Source organism: Actinomycetota bacterium (assembly GCA_030682655.1).
Classification (GTDB): domain Bacteria; phylum Actinomycetota; class Coriobacteriia; order Anaerosomatales; family JAUXNU01; genus JAUXNU01.
Window position 1 is genome coordinate 18,592 of the sequence record JAUXNU010000092.1, and the last position, 16,943, is coordinate 35,534.

Annotated in this window: 15 protein-coding genes and 1 tRNA gene; all 16 read right to left on the bottom strand. The window is 66.0% G+C overall.

Annotated features, from left to right (window positions below; translation table 11 throughout):
• Positions 1-14 precede the first annotated feature (14 nt).
• A complete protein-coding gene (gene hemL / locus Q8K99_05290; GenBank protein ID MDP2181970.1) occupies positions 15-1,298 on the bottom strand; it encodes a glutamate-1-semialdehyde 2,1-aminomutase in 1,284 nt (427 codons plus the stop codon).
• Positions 1,299-1,379: 81 nt separating this feature from the next.
• Positions 1,380-1,739 (bottom strand): hypothetical protein, encoded by a 360-nt coding sequence (locus tag Q8K99_05295; protein ID MDP2181971.1) that lies wholly within the window; start codon positions 1,737-1,739, stop codon positions 1,380-1,382.
• 34 nt (positions 1,740-1,773) lie between these two features.
• Positions 1,774-3,420 (bottom strand): hypothetical protein, encoded by a 1,647-nt coding sequence (locus tag Q8K99_05300; GenBank protein MDP2181972.1) that lies wholly within the window; start codon positions 3,418-3,420, stop codon positions 1,774-1,776.
• Positions 3,417-4,676, bottom strand: a complete 1,260-nt coding sequence (locus Q8K99_05305) for a polysaccharide pyruvyl transferase family protein (GenBank protein ID MDP2181973.1) — start codon at positions 4,674-4,676, stop codon at positions 3,417-3,419. The genes Q8K99_05300 and Q8K99_05305 overlap by 4 nt, the downstream gene beginning before the upstream one ends.
• On the bottom strand, positions 4,673-5,776 hold the full coding sequence (locus Q8K99_05310) for a Coenzyme F420 hydrogenase/dehydrogenase, beta subunit C-terminal domain (protein MDP2181974.1): 1,104 nt from the start codon (positions 5,774-5,776) through the stop codon (positions 4,673-4,675). Before Q8K99_05310 ends, Q8K99_05305 begins: the two co-directional genes overlap by 4 nt.
• A 1-nt stretch (position 5,777) precedes the next feature.
• Positions 5,778-6,788 (bottom strand): lysylphosphatidylglycerol synthase domain-containing protein, encoded by a 1,011-nt coding sequence (locus Q8K99_05315; GenBank protein ID MDP2181975.1) that lies wholly within the window; start codon positions 6,786-6,788, stop codon positions 5,778-5,780.
• Between the two features lie 4 nt (positions 6,789-6,792).
• Entirely contained in the window at positions 6,793-7,764 is a 972-nt protein-coding gene (locus Q8K99_05320) for a glycosyltransferase family 2 protein (protein MDP2181976.1), read from the bottom strand.
• Positions 7,761-9,353, bottom strand: coding sequence for a hypothetical protein (locus Q8K99_05325; GenBank protein MDP2181977.1), 1,593 nt, complete (start codon positions 9,351-9,353; stop codon positions 7,761-7,763). The genes Q8K99_05320 and Q8K99_05325 overlap by 4 nt, the downstream gene beginning before the upstream one ends.
• Positions 9,350-9,928 (bottom strand): hypothetical protein, encoded by a 579-nt coding sequence (locus tag Q8K99_05330; GenBank protein ID MDP2181978.1) that lies wholly within the window; start codon positions 9,926-9,928, stop codon positions 9,350-9,352. The genes Q8K99_05325 and Q8K99_05330 overlap by 4 nt, the downstream gene beginning before the upstream one ends.
• Positions 9,929-9,989: 61 nt before the next feature.
• A complete protein-coding gene (locus Q8K99_05335; protein MDP2181979.1) occupies positions 9,990-11,066 on the bottom strand; it encodes an Lrp/AsnC family transcriptional regulator in 1,077 nt (358 codons plus the stop codon).
• A complete protein-coding gene (locus tag Q8K99_05340) occupies positions 11,063-12,544 on the bottom strand; it encodes a radical SAM protein (protein ID MDP2181980.1) in 1,482 nt (493 codons plus the stop codon). Before Q8K99_05340 ends, Q8K99_05335 begins: the two co-directional genes overlap by 4 nt.
• A gap of 78 nt (positions 12,545-12,622) precedes the next feature.
• Positions 12,623-13,942 carry an ATP-binding protein gene (locus Q8K99_05345; GenBank protein MDP2181981.1) on the bottom strand — a complete coding sequence of 440 codons (1,320 nt, stop codon included), beginning with the start codon at positions 13,940-13,942 and terminating at the stop codon, positions 12,623-12,625.
• A 133-nt stretch (positions 13,943-14,075) separates the two neighbouring features.
• Positions 14,076-15,056, bottom strand: a complete 981-nt coding sequence (gene hemB / locus Q8K99_05350) for a porphobilinogen synthase (GenBank protein MDP2181982.1) — start codon at positions 15,054-15,056, stop codon at positions 14,076-14,078.
• Between the two features lie 12 nt (positions 15,057-15,068).
• Positions 15,069-15,296, bottom strand: a complete 228-nt coding sequence (locus Q8K99_05355) for a hypothetical protein (protein ID MDP2181983.1) — start codon at positions 15,294-15,296, stop codon at positions 15,069-15,071.
• Between the two features lie 155 nt (positions 15,297-15,451).
• A tRNA-Ala gene (locus Q8K99_05360) sits at positions 15,452-15,527 on the bottom strand.
• A 126-nt stretch (positions 15,528-15,653) separates the two neighbouring features.
• Positions 15,654-16,931 (bottom strand): 12,18-didecarboxysiroheme deacetylase, encoded by a 1,278-nt coding sequence (ahbC, locus tag Q8K99_05365; protein MDP2181984.1) that lies wholly within the window; start codon positions 16,929-16,931, stop codon positions 15,654-15,656.
• Between the last annotated feature and the right edge of the window lie 12 nt (positions 16,932-16,943).

A 16,943-nucleotide genomic window follows, 5' to 3' on the forward strand; every position in this document is an offset into this window, starting at 1 on the left:
CCCGATGCCGGTCGCTACAGCCCGCGCAGAACCTCGCCGGCGTCGGAAACGAAGGCGTCGATCTCCTCGTCGGTGTGGGCAAGCGAGACGAACGTCGCCTCGAACTGGCTCGGGGCGAGCGTGTATCCACGCTCGAGCATGCCGCGGAAGTAGCGCCCGTACATCTCGGTGTCCGAGGTCGACGCGGTCGTCCAGTCGAGTACCTCGAAGTGCGTGAAGAACATGCACGCCATCGAACCCACGCGCGTGCAGAACGTCTGCAGCCCCGCGCTCTCGGCCGCCTTGCACATGCCCCTCGAGAGGCGCGCGCCCTTCTGCTCCAGCTGGTCGTAGACGCCGGGCTCGGAAAGCGCCTTCACGGTCTCGAGACCCGCGATCATCGCCACGGGATTGCCCGAAAGCGTGCCTGCCTGGTAGACGGGTCCGATCGGTGCGAGGGACTCCATGATCTCGCGCTTCCCGCCGAAGGCACCGACCGGGAAGCCTCCGCCGATGATCTTGCCAAGGGTAGTGAGGTCGGGCATGACTCCGTAGCGCTCCTGCGCGCCGCCAAGGGCGATACGGAAACCGGTGATGACCTCGTCGAAGATGAGCACGACACCATGCTCGTCGCACGCCGCGCGCAGCCCCTCGAGGAATCCCGGAGCCGGCGGCACGACGCCCATGTTGCCGGCGACCGGCTCGATGATGATGGCCGCAACCTGGTCGCGGTTGGCCTCAAGCGCCTCTCGGACCGCTTCGACGTTGTTGTACGGCAGGACGATCGTGTCACCTGCGGCGCCCTCGGTCACGCCGGGCGTCGACGGGATACCGAGTGTGAGCAACCCGGAGCCGGCAGCCACCAGCAGTGCGTCGGAGTGGCCGTGATAGTTGCCGTCAAACTTGATGAACTTCGCGCGCCCGGTGTAGCCACGCGCAAGCCGGATCGCGCTCATGGTCGCCTCGGTGCCCGAGGAGACCATGCGAACCATCTCGACGCTCGGGACTGCGGCTACGACCGCCTCGGCCAGCTCGATCTCGACCTCCGTCGGAGCACCGAAACTCGTGCCGCGCGACAGTTGCTCGCGCACCCGATCGAGCACGCGCTCGGGACCGTGGCCGAGGATCATCGGCCCCCACGACAGCACGAAATCGATGTACTCGTTGCCGTCGGTGTCCCACACGTGCGAGCCCTTCGAGCGCTCGTAGAAGATCGGGTCGGCGCCAACGCTCTTGAATGCCCGAACCGGCGAGTTCACGCCACCGGGGATGACGTTCTTGGCCTTTGCGAAGAGTGCCGAGGATCGGTCGTGAATCATCTGAGTATCTCCCTTCGAAGTCTGCGCACCGCGCTGCAGACTCCGAGAGTATACCAGCGCCGCAAGGACCCGGAGGCGCGCCTACTGCTTGAACGTCAGCCGCTTGATCGCCCAGGGAATCTCCGCAGGCGTGAGGAACACCGCGTGCGGGACCGTCTTCCGGGCCAGCTCGACGGACTCGTGGTCGCCTCCCACGAAGATGACCGGGAGATCCTTGGTAGCCGCGCCGACTTGTAGGGCGCACGCAAGGTCGCACCCGCTCTGGACGCCGAAGCCGAGAGAGATCACGACAGCCATGGGCATGCAGTCAGCGATTCGCTGCTGCGCGGCCTGCGGGTCCTGGCATTCCATCTCAACATGCCAGCCGCGATCGCGCAGCGGACGCGCTACACGCTCCGCCTCGCCCGCATCGGAGGAAACCACGAACAGACGCTCCTGCATGCGACGTACCCCCTCGCATGAAATGCGGACTTCGCTACTCGCCCGCTCCGATGACCACCCCATCGTCTCCGACGCGCTCGATCGCCGAGATCCCTTCCCCGTCCTCGGCAATCACGAAAAGAGTACCCCCACCCGCCCCCGAGGCCTCAACCAGAGCCCGGGCGTATTCGGGACTGTAGTACGCGATATTGCGTCCCGCATAGTATATCGCGGCACTGCCCACATAGAACGAGTTTCCTTGCACGAATACGATTCGCTCAGGTGGAACGCCCGCCTTCTTGATCGCCTCGCCGACAGCGGCCAGGCCTGAGTGCGAAGTGAAGTCACGGCGGTAGCTCAGCACCATGCTGCTCGTCGTGATCAGCGCAACCGCGATCGCAAGTGTCGCCTGTGTGCGCCAGGGGTCTGCCGAGGAGCGTGCCGCCCGGTCCATCCCAGCCACCGCCAGTCCGAACAGCAGCCCTAGTACGGACGCGCTCTTGACCATGTCGAAGTCGTGTACGGCCGTGTGGCTGAACAGCAGCAGGTGGTGAAGCATGACCGGCCCAGACGTGAGCGCCAGCGCAGTGGCGAGCGGGGTCGCAAACCATGCGCGGAATGGCGCGGAGTCCGTCCTCGGCAGGACCTTGTCGCGGTTACGGCGCCTCCAGGCTCCCCAGAGCGCCGGAGCGGCGAACAGCGGGATCAGGCCGAGGAACGGCAGGTAGCCCTTGAGGTAGTAGCCGGCAATGTAGGCCCAGCTCTTGAGTGCGAAGATGCTGTGATGAGAGGCTTCGGAGACGCCGCTGCGCATCGCGTACTTGCCCGAGATGCCCGAGACGAACGCCTGCAGACCGGCCACACTCGAGTACTGCGCGACCATGAGCAGCATCGTCGCGCCAACGACCGCGACTGCGACGATAGCCATCCTCCGCGCCGCACGGTCGCGCCGGCGCGCGATTCCGTAGACTGCAGCGGCGGCCGCGAACGTGACCCCAAGCCACTCGGTGTAGGCGACCGCGAAGATCGCCATGCCGAACGCCGGAAGGACCCAACGCGGCGCGGAGTCGTCGTGAACCGCGCGTACGGCCAGGTAGACCGCCAGAATGAACAGTGGCGTCGACAGCGATGCGGTCGTGTAGGCGTTCGAGTGATACCACAGCAGCACCGGCGCGGTTGCGTAGAGCACCGCCGCGAAGCCCCCGGCCATCCACGAGAATCTCTCTCCGAGCGAAGCTGTCGCGCGTTTCGCGAGCAGAAAGAGCGCAAGCGTCCCAAGTGCCTGCAGACCGAGATTGAATATCCGGACAGCCAACGGCGCTGCCTCTACGCCAAGGAGCTTGAATGTGGCGTATGGCGCAAGCGGGAACAGCGGCGGGAACGACACGTAGTAGTAGATGCCGCTGTCGTCGCGCAGGTAGCCCTGGTCGGCGATGTAGCGGTCGGCGGGAGCCGTACCGGTGGTACGCATCATCCAGTGCGTTTCGCCGAGCCCTACCGCGTCCCATATGGCGATATGTCGCAGCGTGCGAGCAGTGCCCTCACCGTGCCGCTTGTTCGAGATCGGCCGCTCAAGGAAGGGGATGCGCAGCGCGACAGAGCATAGAAGTGCGCCCACTGCTAGCGCGATCACAAACGCCTTCAGCGCGCGCGTGGCGGGATCTGCGGAGACGCCACAGATGTCGCGGGCCTCCGCTGTCACGCCCGACAGTCCTCGAGCCGCCGTACGACCTCGTCGAACTGTCGCCCGGAGCCCTCGGCGACAGACGGGAAAGCGTCCCCGATCTCCTTGGCGGCTTCATCGCGCCGCCCACACAGCTCGGTGAGCCGCTCGAGGAACGGCCCCGCCTCGTGATCGCCGGCGTCGAAGACGTAGCGCTCCTGCCCGAACTGGCGCATGACCTCGAGATACTTGTGGCTCCAGCCCAGCACGGCGACGGGGACGCTCGCGGAAAGCGCGGCGACCATCGCGTGAAAGCGCGAGACCGCCACGCACGAGCAACGCGACACTATCTCGCGGAGCCCGGCTGCGTTCACGTCGCCCGAGACCGCGAGAAGCGGCAGCGCTTCGGCATCGTCGAACCGCTCCATGATCTGCGCTATCACCGGAAGGTCGTTGTTGCGCATCATGTTCGACGACGCGCGAGTGGCGTTCGGAAACAGCACCACTGCGCGACCGGTCTCCAGTATCCCGCGGACGATCTCGGCCATGAATCCGGGGTAGTCCCAACCATCGGCGACGGCCTTGCTGGCTATCACCGCGCTCGGACACACCCCAACCGTCTCGAACCCGCGTGCGACGAGCCGACCGATGTTCGTGGTGATGGCTGCCACCTCGGGTCGACCCTCGTCGCTGAGCGAGTCGCGCGACTCGAACAGGAAGGCCACGTCGGGCGAGGGCAGCGTGAGCTCCCCTGGATACCCGATCGCGGCCAGGTTCTCGACGGTGACCGAACCGCGCGGCGCGATCATCGCGCAGCGCCACAGAATGCGCGCGGCGAACCTGTTCACCGGGCTCGCGAACGGCCCGAGCGCCTGCGCAAGCTTGAACACCGGCACGCCAAGGAGCATCGCCGGCAGGATCGTGAGCACGTTGTACGGCAGGAACTTCTCGCGACCGTCGATAAACGACACGCCCGCAAGGTCGATGAGCGCATCGCTCGTGGCAAGCGCCCGTACCGACTCCGGCCCCCACCGATACGGCAGATGCAGCACGCGCAGCAAGCCAAGGAGGACGCTCCATGGGAAGAGGACCAGCACGAGATGGAGTGGGCTGGCCGAGTACACGCGCACGTCGGGGGCGCTCACGAGTTGCACGTCGCGATCCTGGTAGTACGAGAAGACGGCGAACTCGGCATCGGGCATGCGGTCCCGCAGGCGGCCGATGGTGGTCTCGAGCATCGCCTCCGCTCCACGGTTGCCCCACACGGTGGCCGCTATGACGGAGAAGCGCTTCACGACAGGGACTCCAATCCCTTGAACAGCAGCAGCTTGAGCTTGAGCACACGGCGGTTCGCGTGCAACACCGCCTCCACACCCTGCGGCGTTTGAGTCGAAAGGAAGTTGCGCAATGCGATGCTCGCAACCCGGCGCTCGTGCCAGCGCACCGGCGCGCCCACGCGGTCTGGGATCTTGATGCCCAGCTTGGCGCCCGCCTGTGAGCGTGCGGAGACATTGTAGTGGAACGGCGCGGCCCTGCGCTGGCCATCGAGCACGTGCTCGATGGGAACGTCGAGCGTTCCACAGGCGCCCGTCTCCTCGGCCAGCTCGATCGCTCGGGCACCAGCAGGCGTCTTGGCGACGAGCGCGGTGTACTTGATGGGGTGGGACTTGTACCGCTGCGACCAGATGTCGCCGGCGGAAAAGTCCGCATCGTAGCCGAAGTGGTCACCGCAGAACATGCACTTCTTGACGGCGAAGTAGTAGAGGTTCTGGTAGAGACCGTAGCGCGAGAACGGCTTCTCGATCACGGCGCCGTTGTCGAAACCGGCGCGCATCATCCCGCGCCAGTGGCCGACGCGGAAGCGGAACGAGGTGAGCTCCCCGCCTCCCGCCTCCTTGGCCAGGCTCTCGACGACGCTGTCGACGAGTTCGTGGGTGGTGGCGTGACCGCAGAAGAGCGAGACGCGGACGGCGACCTTGGCGGCGAGTTCGGGACGGCGGGTCAGCGCCGTGAGCTCGCAGGGCAGACCGACGACCGCGAGCCGCCCGTCGAAATCGGCAACGAGCGGCAGTGCCTCGCGCACGAACTCGCCGAGGACGTACGTGCTGCCACGTGCTTCGAGAAGCTCCTCGCGTGAGGTCGCGATGCAGTAGCGAGCGCGGACTCGTCCCGCCACGATCGCGCTCCTGCACACGAGCGCACCATCGATCTCGCCCGACTCGAGGAGAGCCGCGAGCACAGCGGTGACGGCGCCGCCGGAAGCTGCCGTCTCGCGCACAGCCGCGTCGGAGGCGTGTGCGATACACGCGCGCTCGACATGTCCGATGTAGGCCTCCACGATCTCGGGAGTCCATGTCTTGGCGGTAAGCCGCTCAGCTATGGCTGCAAGACCCACGTCACGCACCCTCCTCCGCGTCGTCCGCGGCAGCGGTTCGCGAGGTCGCGTCGGCCAGATGCACGCCGGTGATCCGCATGAGGTACCACGCCGCAGGTACGCCGAGGAGAAGCAGCCACACAAGCGTCACCGCGCGGTCCACGACCGACGCGGCGAGACCGAGTGACGGCTCCAGACCCGCGACCGCCGCTCCTGCGGCGGCGCCACCCTCCTTGAAACCGATGCCCCCGGGGATGACGGACAGCCGCGCGGCGAAGATGCCTATGGCGGTGACGACCACGGACACGCCGAAACCGGCGCTGGTGGACAGCGCGTCGAACGACCACATCGTGCGCACCGAGGCGAGCATGACGAGCACCACGTTGATCACGACCTCGATTGCGAGCAGACGCCAGCTGCTGTAGATCATCGCGATGCCGTCCACGACCCTCCAAAGGGCCCGAACCCACTTCGACGCGTGGTCGTCGTACTTGCCGAGGCTCCGACGCCTCCCCCACACGACGAGCACCGCGATCACGGCTGTCGGCACCAGCAGCAACGCCCATGCGAGAGCGGGCTCGTGCCCGGTCCAAAGGAGCGCCGTGCCCGCACACCCGAGCGCGACCCACAGGTGGATGACGCTCGAGCCCGCCACAAGCGCGCCGAAATGCCCGAGGCTGATCTTGTAGCGAGCCTTCATGAGCACACCGTTGAGTAGTGTGCCCGTCTTCATTGGCAGGTAGTTGAGCGTGCTGACGAGCAGGCCGAGGAGCATGGCCTCTCCGAATGGGATGTGACGGTCGAACCGCTTGGCGAGCACCTGCAACTCGACGCCGTTGACGATGAACGTCGCCATCGCACTGGCCGAGATGAGGGCGAAGAGCGTGGGCGTCAGCGCGAACGCCGCCTTGAGGTCGTCGCCCCTGGTGGAGAGTATCCAGGCCACGAACCCCACGGCGGCCACAAGTGAGACCCACTGGACTATGCCCGCACGGCTCCGCAGAAGCGAAGCCCGGGTGGGACGAGACGCCATGAGGCTACTCGACCCCTCTCTCGACGCCGAACTGCGACTCGAGTTCGAGCCGCCGCGTGCGCCACTGAATATCCTCGAGAAGCTTGCGGTTCGCGCCGAGCAGCTCGGCGATCAGGCCGAACAGAACGAGCTGGACGCCGATCACCATCAGTATCGCCGTAAGTATGAGCGACTGGATGTGGCCGCCACCCTGGCCGATCGCGTAGTAGTACACGAAGCGCAGGCCCACGATCGTGCCGAGTCCGGCCATGAACGCACCGGGCATCATGAAGAACCGCATCGGTTTGTAGATCATGAAGACACGCACGATGGTGATGAGCGAGCGGCGTACGTACGAGCCGATCGATTTCACGAGCCGCGACGGGCGCAGGTCCTCGTTGACCCGGATCGGAACCGACACGATCTGCATGCCGGCACGGCCCGCCTGGATAATGGTCTCGATGGTGTAGGTGTACTCGGACAGCACGTTGAGACGCAGCGCCGTTCCTCGCGTCATCGCGCGAAAACCGCTCGGAGCGTCGGGCACCTCCGTGTTGCTCGCGACGCGCACGGCCCAGCTCCCGAGACGCTGCAGCGCCTTCTTGATCGGCGAGAAGTGCGGGATGTCCATGATGGGGCGCGCGCCGATGACGTAGTCGGCGGAGCCGTCGAGGATGGGGGCAACCAGCTTGGGGATGTCCTGAGCGCAGTACTGGTTGTCGGCATCCGTGTTCACGATGACGTCGGCACCGAGCCGAAGCGACGCGTCGATTCCTGCCATGAAGACCTTGGCGAGTCCGCTGTTGCGCTTCATGCGTACGACATGGTCGACGCCGTTGGCGCGCGCAACCGCGGCGGTGCTATCCACACTGCCGTCATCGATGACGAGCCACTCAACGACATCGACGCCCTCGATCTCGCGCGGCAACTCGGCCAGCGCGATCGGGAGCGTCTCTTCTTCGTTGTAGCACGGTATCTGGATGATGAGCTTGGTCATGCGCTCTCCGCGTCCCGGCCTTTCCGGCATGTGTCGAGAAGTCCCCCTACGACGTAACCAGCGTATACGAACACGAGCGGCACGGCATGGAACGCCACGCGCGCGAAGCTATCGGCCGGGCTCAGTCTACCTGTATGGCTCGTGCCATGCACGACGACCGCGACCGCGAAGAACTGCGCGATCGCGTAGAGGTGCAGCACGGGCCAGCGCCAGTGGGCCCAGAGGCTCCAGGTGGCCAAGGAGAGCGCGACGAGCGCCGCAGCCACCAGCCAGAGGTTGCCGTACCCGCCCGAGCGTGTGAGGTTGCCGATCATGTTGGAGGTCGCGGCCGCGAATCCGGCGGGGTTGCGGGCAGCCATGACAGCGATGGCGGCGGCGTTGGCAGTGAGCGCGAGCCCGAGCAGCAGCCCCTTCCTGCCAATGACCGCTCGCGCACGCGGGGCTCGTTCGGCTATCGCTGCAGCCGCCACTGTCGCGATTCCCGCTGCCGCGAGGCCGATGATGAGCGCGGCAGTCATGTTGCCCGACAACTTGGGACCGCGCCACAGGCCGAGCCTCAGCAGCGCCGTGCCGTAGACGGCGGCGACCGGCGCGAGCAGCGCTGCCAGGTACGCGAGAATCGTCGCAGGAGTCGTGCCGGTGCGTTCGAAGCCCGCGATCGCCACGAGCACAAGCACGGCGAACGCGTACGCGAGCCCGTCCGGGCGCGCGAGCACGAGACCCGCTGTCGCGACGCCGGCGACGACGAGCCACGCGCGGGCGGCGAGGGCGGACGGCGCGGAGGTGGGCGCCGGGGCAGGGCGGGGCGTGGCGGCGGGGGCGGACGCGGGCCAGAACGCGCGGCGAACGGCCAGCACGGCCAGCAGCAGGTAGCACGCCGAGATCATGTGGCTGTGAACGTACAGCGTGTGAGCCAGGAACGGAGCCGTGGTCACGAGAAGCAGCGTGATGATCGCGGCAAGTGCCGTGCGGGCCGCCGGCAGGAGCGTGCGAGACACAGCCCCGTACGTCTCGGCCGCGACCCAGACCGCGACATGCAGTGCCAATAGCGGCCAGACGGTCGATACCCAGTCCAGGCCGAAGAGTCGGCCAGCAGCCAGAATCGACGGAATCAGCGGGCTGTACGCGCCGACGATATTCGGTGTGAACCTGCCGGTGTCAAAGAGCCACATCGCCGAGGACTGGTAGTGGAAGATGCTGTCGAACGCCGCCGAGGTCCAGCCGCTCGCTGCGAGTGCGGCCGCGACCGCGGCGAGAGCGCCCCCGGTGGCCGCGAACGTCCACGCCGCGGGCGCGGAGGGCGCGCCGGGGCCGCCTGCCGCACGCGGGCCGCTACCGCGCGGCGCGCCCATGGCCTGCGTGAGCGCGAGTCCCGCACCCGAGAAGACCGCCGCACCTGCCAGCGCTATCTGCCACGTACACGCGTGCCGGACGACCGCGCTCACGCAGGCCACCGCGCTCCAGCCGAGGAGCCCGACGGGGTATGCGACAGCGTGGTAGCCGGCCGCTCCGAGGCGGCGAGCGAGCGGCGCGAGCGCGATCCAGCCGAGCGCGAGCGTAGCGAGCGTGAAGGCGGCGGCAGCGATCACGGTGTGCCCCCGCTCGGTATCGTCCCGGCGAGTCCCTCGGGAACCACGTACAGCGTGCTCCTGCCGGTGTCCGCATAGAGCACGAACCGCATCGCAGGCTCGTCCGGTCGCACGCCGAACACTCCCTTGGGATAGGCAACGAGCCGCCCTGCGATCTTCCATCGCTGGATCGTCGCAGCCCCGACACGAGCGTCGTACTTCGCGACCGTAGCAGCGCCGCCTACGAACGGATCGATGAGTCTGGGATCTATCGTCTGCTGATCCGCCCCGGCGAACCTGTCAGGCTTGACGTTGACCAGATCGTCGCGATCCTCAGGCACTACAAGCGACTCCACGACCCCGTCCGAGAGATCGCGCGCCGCAATCGCAACGATAACGCTGAGCGTCCGCGCACGACTCTGCGCGCCGGCGACCTCCTCGAAACCCGCAGCCCGGAACGGACGCGGGAGCTTCCAGTGCCCGGGCAGCGTCACGAGGTCGACAACGAGCACCGCCCCGAGCACGGCGAGCGCGGCAAGCGCCACGAGCGCTCCCGTGCGCTTCGAGCCGGACTGAAAGCGGGCGGCAGGTTCCATGTCCTCCCCGAATGCGTCTCACAATGATGACGTCGGTCCCAAACCTCGACGAACCGCCGCCTCAGTCCTCGGCGAAGTACCTCATCGACGTCTTCTTGAACTCACGCGTAGAGTACAGCAGTCGCGGCGCGGGCAGGCCAACGGCCTCCTGGATGCGTCGTGCGACGTCCTCGCACTCCTCGGACGTGCGCCCGTGGATCATCGTGTAGAGGTTCGCCGGCCACTGGGACAGCCGAGGACGCTCGTAGCAGTGGCTGACCTCCTTGAAGGACGCCATGATCTGTCCGACCTCCTCGATGCGCTCCGGAGGGCAGTCCCATACGCCCATCGCGTTGGCGGCGAAGCCGGTCTTGTGGTGCTTGATCGCCGCACCGAACCGTCGAATGACGCCGCTCTCCACCCACGCCTGGGTGCGCCCGATCGTCCAGCGCTGCGTCTCGTCCACGCCCTGCATCTCGAGCATGGCATGCAGCTCCTCGAACGGATGCTCTCCGGTCGGCAGGTCTTCCTGCAGCAACCGCGCTAGCGCCCTCTCGTCCTCGGAAAGCTCGACCGCCTCCGTCTCCGCAGGCTTCACGATCGGCGGCGCGTCGGTCCGCGCTCCCCGCTCACCGGTCAGATCGAAGTCGACCCTGATCTTGAAGAGCCGGATCGCCGGCAGGTCGAGTATGTCGTCGATACCGCTGCGCTCCGCGATCTCGCCAAGGATCTCCTCGATGCGCCCGGCCGATTCCGCGATGAGCGTGAACCAGACGTTGTAGCGGTCCTGCCGCAGGTAGTTGTGGGTGACGTTCGGATACTCGCCAATGATCGCCGCGACCTCGTCGACCCGCGCTTCCGGCGTCGCGATCGCACACAGTGTAGAGCGGTAGCCGAGGCGGTGGCTGTCGAAGATCGCGCCTACACGCCGGATGACGCCGGTCAGCCGCATCTTGACGACGCTATCGAGCACGTCCATCTCGGTCGTCTCGAACCCTGCCTCAGAGAGCCGCGCCGCTAGCGTGCAGTACGGCGAGTCGTCGATCGGGAAGCCGGCCTGGATCTCGGTGAGCACCCGGCGGTCGAGCTCGGTCAGCTCGCTTCCCGAGTCCGCAGCCCCCGCGGCACCCACGCCCGCCATTGCGTCCGCCGCGCTCATGCGCCGTGCCCGTCGCCGGTCGTCGAGACACCCACGTCCTCGGCGGCCTCTTCGAGCGTGCATTCGCCCTTCCACGCGGGCGGTTCGTAGACGCAATACGGCTCGGCCTCCATGTAGTCACCCGTGATCTCGAGAGCCCGTGCCCGGCACCCGCCGCAGACGGCCTTGTACTCGCAGGCCCCGCACTTGCCCTTGAGCAGCGAGTAGTCGCGCAGGTCGCCCAGGACCTTCGACTCGGTCCAGATCTCCGAGAACGGCTGTTCCTTGACGTTTCCAAGCTGCATATCGAAGTAGCCGCACGGCTGGATGTCGCCCACGTGGCTGACGAAGCAGAAGGTGATGCCGCCAAGGCACCCGCGCGTCATCGCGTCGAGCCCGTACTCCTCGCGGGTGACCTTCTTGCCCTCGGCCTTGGCCTTCTGGCGGATGATGCGGTAGTAGTGCGGCGCGTCGGTCGGCTTGAAGTGCAGCGGCGAGGTCTTCTGCCGCTCGTAGGCCCACTCGAGCACCCGTTCGTACTCGGCGGGTGGCAGCTCCTTCTCGAGCAGGTCGCTACCGCGCCCTGTCGGGACGAGCATGAAGATGTGGAACGCATCCACGCCGAGGTCCTCGGCGAGTGTGTGCATCTCCTCCATCTTGTCGGCGTTGAGCGTCGTGACGGTCATGTTGATCTGGACGCCTACGCCGTGCCGCTTGGCGATCTTGATGCCCTCGATCGTGGCGTCGAAGCACCCCGCCTGACCGCGGAAGGCGTCGTGCTCCTCTGCGGAGGGGAAATCGACGGACACGCTGATGCGCGGGATCTTGTGCGCGGCCATCTGCGCCGCGATCTCCTCGGTGATGAGCGTGGCGTTCGTGCCGATGACCGGCATCGCGCCCGCTCCTTGCGCGTAGTCGACGATCTCCCAGATGTCGGGCCGCATGAGTGGCTCGCCACCGGTAAGGATGATGATCGGGTTCGTGATGGTCACGATGTCGTCGATGACCGACTTGATCTGGTCGAGCTTCAGCTCACCTTCGTAGTGGCCGAACTCCGCGGCCGCGCGGCAGTGCGCGCAGGAGAGGTTGCACGAGCGCGTGATCTCCCACGCGATGATGCGCGGCGCCTTGATGCCCGTGCGCTCCTGGTATGCGATCGCGGCAGGCCCGCCACCGGGACGGAAGCCCACCGAGCGCGCTCCGCCGTGCCGCTGGCGCTCGCCGCCCGGCCCGCCGGGAGTGCTCGCTGGGTGGTTGACGGGGGGACCGGCGGTCGTTCGGGGATGACCGAAGGGAGCCTCCGCAGGGCGGTCTTGGCCCGAGGACAGCGACTGGAGGTCGTCCCCGCGACCGCCGAGGGGCACCGAGATGCCAACCTCCCCGCAGCCAGCCTCGGCGTCCGCCATCTCCTGCTCATCGATCGTGGGAGCCTCGTCGCCGAACTCCTCGCCCAGTTCGAGGTCGGGTCGGGCGTCAGGGTTTCCTACATTGTCCGTCATGCTTGATATGCTCCTTCTCTAATCCGGTCCACACCGAGTCTGCAAGAATCGCGCCTCGCGCGCCACCGGGAATGACTCCTATGTGATTCCGGCAAACCATTTCCACGCCGGGACGATCTCAACGGTGCCGGGGCCGATGCCGATGCTGTCCTCGGCGCGCAAGCTCACCATCGTCGCACTGCCGAGACCCAGCTCCGACATCGCTTCACCGAGTGCACGCGTCTCGCGCAGCAATGTCGCCTCGCTCCCTGGTTCCGCACACACCTGGACGAGTTCGCGAGACGTGCCCGCCTCAACGTCGCCGATCACGAAGTCGACCTCATGACCACTCTGCGTCACGTAGTACGATATCGCGCCGTCCCGCAGACGACCGAGGCGGCGGCGAAGTTCAACGTACACCGCAGTCTCGAGTCGCGCACCCACGTTTTCGGCCGCAGCCACCGAGACGGCTAGGGCAAGGCCCGGATCGATCGCGTAGATCTTGCGTGGCAAGCGCACCCGCTCCGAATGCGAGACACGAAACGCGCTCACCGGGGAGACCAGATACGCGTCGGTCAAGTGATCGAGCAGCGCGTGCAGCGTGTTCTTGCCCACTTCGATGCCGAGCGACCTCATCGACTGGTACGTCTTGTTCACCGAGAACAGGCTACCCGTTTGCCGAAGGAGACTCAGCGCGAACCACCTCGCTGACGAGGGGCTGGCTCCGCCATGTCTCTCGATCACGTCGCGCACGACCACGAGCTCCACGTAGTCCTGCAGTGTTCGCACGCGTTCCGGATACTCGAGTCCTTGCACCGCAGGGAACCCGCCGACCTCGAGATAGCGGTCCAGATGAGCCTCGAGAAGGGAGCGTCGCCGAGGACCAACGGGCTCGTCGCCGAAGGCGATCCCGACGTGGCGCGCCGACTCCTGGAAGCTGAACGGCAACACCTCTACGGCTGCGCCACGACCGCGGAACTCGGTCGCCACCTCGGTTGAGAGCAGTTTGGCCGAGGAGCCGGAGACGAACAGTCTCGCCTCCTCGGTATCCAGAACACGGCGCGCGAATCGCGACCACCCGTCGACAACCTGTATCTCATCAAAGAACAGGAACGCACCCGCTTCGCGAGCCTGAGGTTCGTGCCGGTAGAACGTTTCAAGCGCCTCCGAGAGCGTCTCGAGCGTCGGACGACCGAGACGGTCGTCTTCGAGGTTCAGGTACAGCATCCGTCGCTTGTCGACGCCGCTCTCGACGAGTCGCTTCATCTCCTGAAACAGCAGGTACGTCTTCCCCGACCGGCGCATGCCGACGAGCACGCTGGCGGTGTTTGGAACCTCGGGCAGCACGATATCGCGCGTGGTGAGGTCCGGCAACGGACGCTCCTGGAACTGCCCTATGAGAGTCTCGAGTGCATTCACGATGTGTCACTCCCTGAGAGACACATTATCACGGATGTGTCTCTCAGTGCAAGCCACATATGCCCCAGTGTGTATCTCGATGAGAGACACGTCGAAGATGGCGCAGGGCCCTCGAACGCGGACCGCTGGCCCGTTAGCCCTTCTTGAGCCAGCGTGCTGCGTCCTTGGCGTGATACGTGAGGATAAGGTCCGCACCGGCGCGCTTGAACCCGGTGAGCGTCTCGAGCACGACACGCTTCTCGTCGATCCAGCCGTTGGCTGCGGCTGCCTTCACCATCGCGTACTCGCCGCTCACGTTGTAGGCGGCCGTCGGATAGCCGAAGTCGTCCTTCACGCGGCGGATGATGTCCATGTAGGCAAGCGCCGGCTTGACCATGACGATGTCGGCACCTTCGTCGATATCGAGCGCGACCTCGCGCATCGCCTCGTCACCGTTGGCGGGATCCATCTGGTAGGCGCGGCGATCGCCGAAGGCGGGAGCACTGTCGGCAGCGTCGCGGAAGGGCCCGTAGTACGCGCTTGAGTACTTGGCAGCGTAGCTCATGATCGGAGTGTCGGTGAAACCCTCGGCGTCGAGCGCAGAGCGGATCGCCGCGACACGCCCGTCCATCATGTCGCTCGGGGCAACCATGTCCGCGCCTGCCTCGGCGTGGCTGAGCGCGGTCGACGCCAGCATCTCCAGCGTCACGTCGTTCATCACGCAGCCGCCCTCATCGATCGCACCGCAATGGCCGTGCGAGGTGTATTCGCACATGCACACGTCCGTGATCACGTAGAAGTCCGGGTCGTGCGCCTTGATCGTGCGGATCGCCTGCTGAACGATGCCGTCGGGGTCCATGGCACCGCTTCCGGCCTCGTCCTTGACCGACGGGACGCCGAAGAGGATGACGGCCGGGACGCCGAGCTTCTTGAGTTCGTCGATCTCGCCGGGCAGCTGGTCGAGCGAAAGGTTGAACTGACCCGGCATCGAGACGATCTCCCGGCGCACGCCCTTGCCGAACTCGACAAACAGCGGGTATATCAAGTCGCCTGCATCAAGCGTGGTCTCGCGCACCATCGAGCGCAGAACCTCGCTCTTGCGAAGCCTCCTCGGACGGTAGGTTGGAAACTCCATGGGGGTGCCTTCCTACTCGACGAACTCCTCGATCTTGATGGGCTCGTTCGCGCCGGTGTCCTCGGCGGCCTTCTTGGCAACAACGCCGGTCTGGAAGTCGACCCAGCGTTTGAAGATCATCACGGCCCAGATCGCGACGACCACCATGGCGATCCAGTACAGCACCTGGATCGTGGGGCCGGCGTAGTACATGAACTGCTGGAACCAAGCGTCAAAACCCGAAGCGGCGGTCGTTGTCATTCCGATTCTCCCTCTTCGTCTGCGACCCGTGCGGGCCCCATTGTTGCGGCGCCCCTCCCCGGCACCCGCCAAGGAGTTCCACGCCATCCATTGCATCGTACCCGTAGAGCAGGTCGAGGCGCTCCGCATGCGCGGACCGCCTCGACAGAATCACCTGGTGGAGACGAGCGGATTCGAACCGCCGACCTCTGCCGTGCGAAGGCAGCGCTCTCCCAACTGAGCCACGTCCCCATCTCGCGCCACGCCCCGGAGGGGCGCAGAGCATACAGTAGTCTGCCGAGCGTATCGCTCTTTGTCAATTCCGGCCGCAGCTGCCGCACACCCGCACGTGCGCACCCATCGGGTGCATTCTCGCTGCTAGTCGACCTCGCCACCGACAGGCGCTCCGGTCTGGGCAGCCATTTCGCCTTCCGCAAGATCGACCACGTCGGCCACTTCGGCAAGCCCGATCTCCTCGTCCGTGAGGTAGCACGCAGGGTCCGGTGCCCAGAGGTCGCCGGTGGCTGCCTCGGCACGCACGCGGAAGTTGCCGCCGCAGATCTGCAGCCACGTGCACTCGGCGCAGCGGCCGGTCACATACGGCCTCTTGTCCTTGAGACGCTTCATCATCTCGGACTGCTCGGTATCGCCCGAGACATCCGTCCAGATCTGCGAGAACGGACGCTCGCGCACGTTGCCGAGCGAGAAGTGACGCCAGAACTGGTCGGCATAGACCTCGCCGTTCCAGCTCACGCAGCCGATGCCGTTACCGGTCGAGTTGCCCTGGTTCCACTGGAGGAGCTGCAAGACGTCCTCGGCACGTTCGGGGTCCTCTTTGAGCATCTCCATGTAGACGAACGGACCGTCGGCGTGATTGTCGACGGTGAGGACCTCGGGCTCGAGGCCCTTGTCGAACATCGCCTTGGTCTTGTCCATGATGAGGCGCACGGCCTGTCGCGTCTCATCATGGTCCAGGTCTTCCTTCATGAGCTCGGAGCCGCGACCGGTATAGACAAGGTGATAGAAGCACGCCCGCGGGATGTTCTCTTCCTCCATGACCTTGAAGATCTCGGGGATGTCTTGCCAGTTGCGCTTGTTGATCGTCATGCGCAGGCCGACCTTGATGCCGGCGTCCCGCGAGTTGCGAATGCCTGCGATAGCCTTGTCGAAGCTGCCCGGGAGGCCGCGGAACTTGTCGTGAGTCTCACGCCCGCCGTCGAGGGAGACTCCAACGTACGAGAGGCCTACCTCGGCGAACTGCTTGGCCTTCTCAGGAGTGATGAGCGTTCCGTTGGTGGAGATGACGACGCGCATGCTCTTGGACTTGGCGTAGTGCATGAGTTCGAGAAGGTCCCGGCGGATCGTCGGCTCGCCGCCGGAGAACAGCAGCACCGGCGCGCCGTAGTCCGCCAGGTCGTCGATCATCGCCTTGCCCTCTTCGGTGCTCATCTCGCCGGGGTAGTTGCGGTCCTCGGACTGTGCGTAGCAGTGCACGCACTTGAGGTTGCACCGCTGGGTGCAGTTCCACACGACGACGGGCTTCTTGTCGCGGCTGAACTGCAGCAGATCGCTCGGTAGCTGCGCCGAGTCGCGATCGTAGCGCAGCACGTCACCAGGTTCGACGGCCCCGCAGTATAGCTTCGAGATTCCAATCATGTTTCGTGTGTC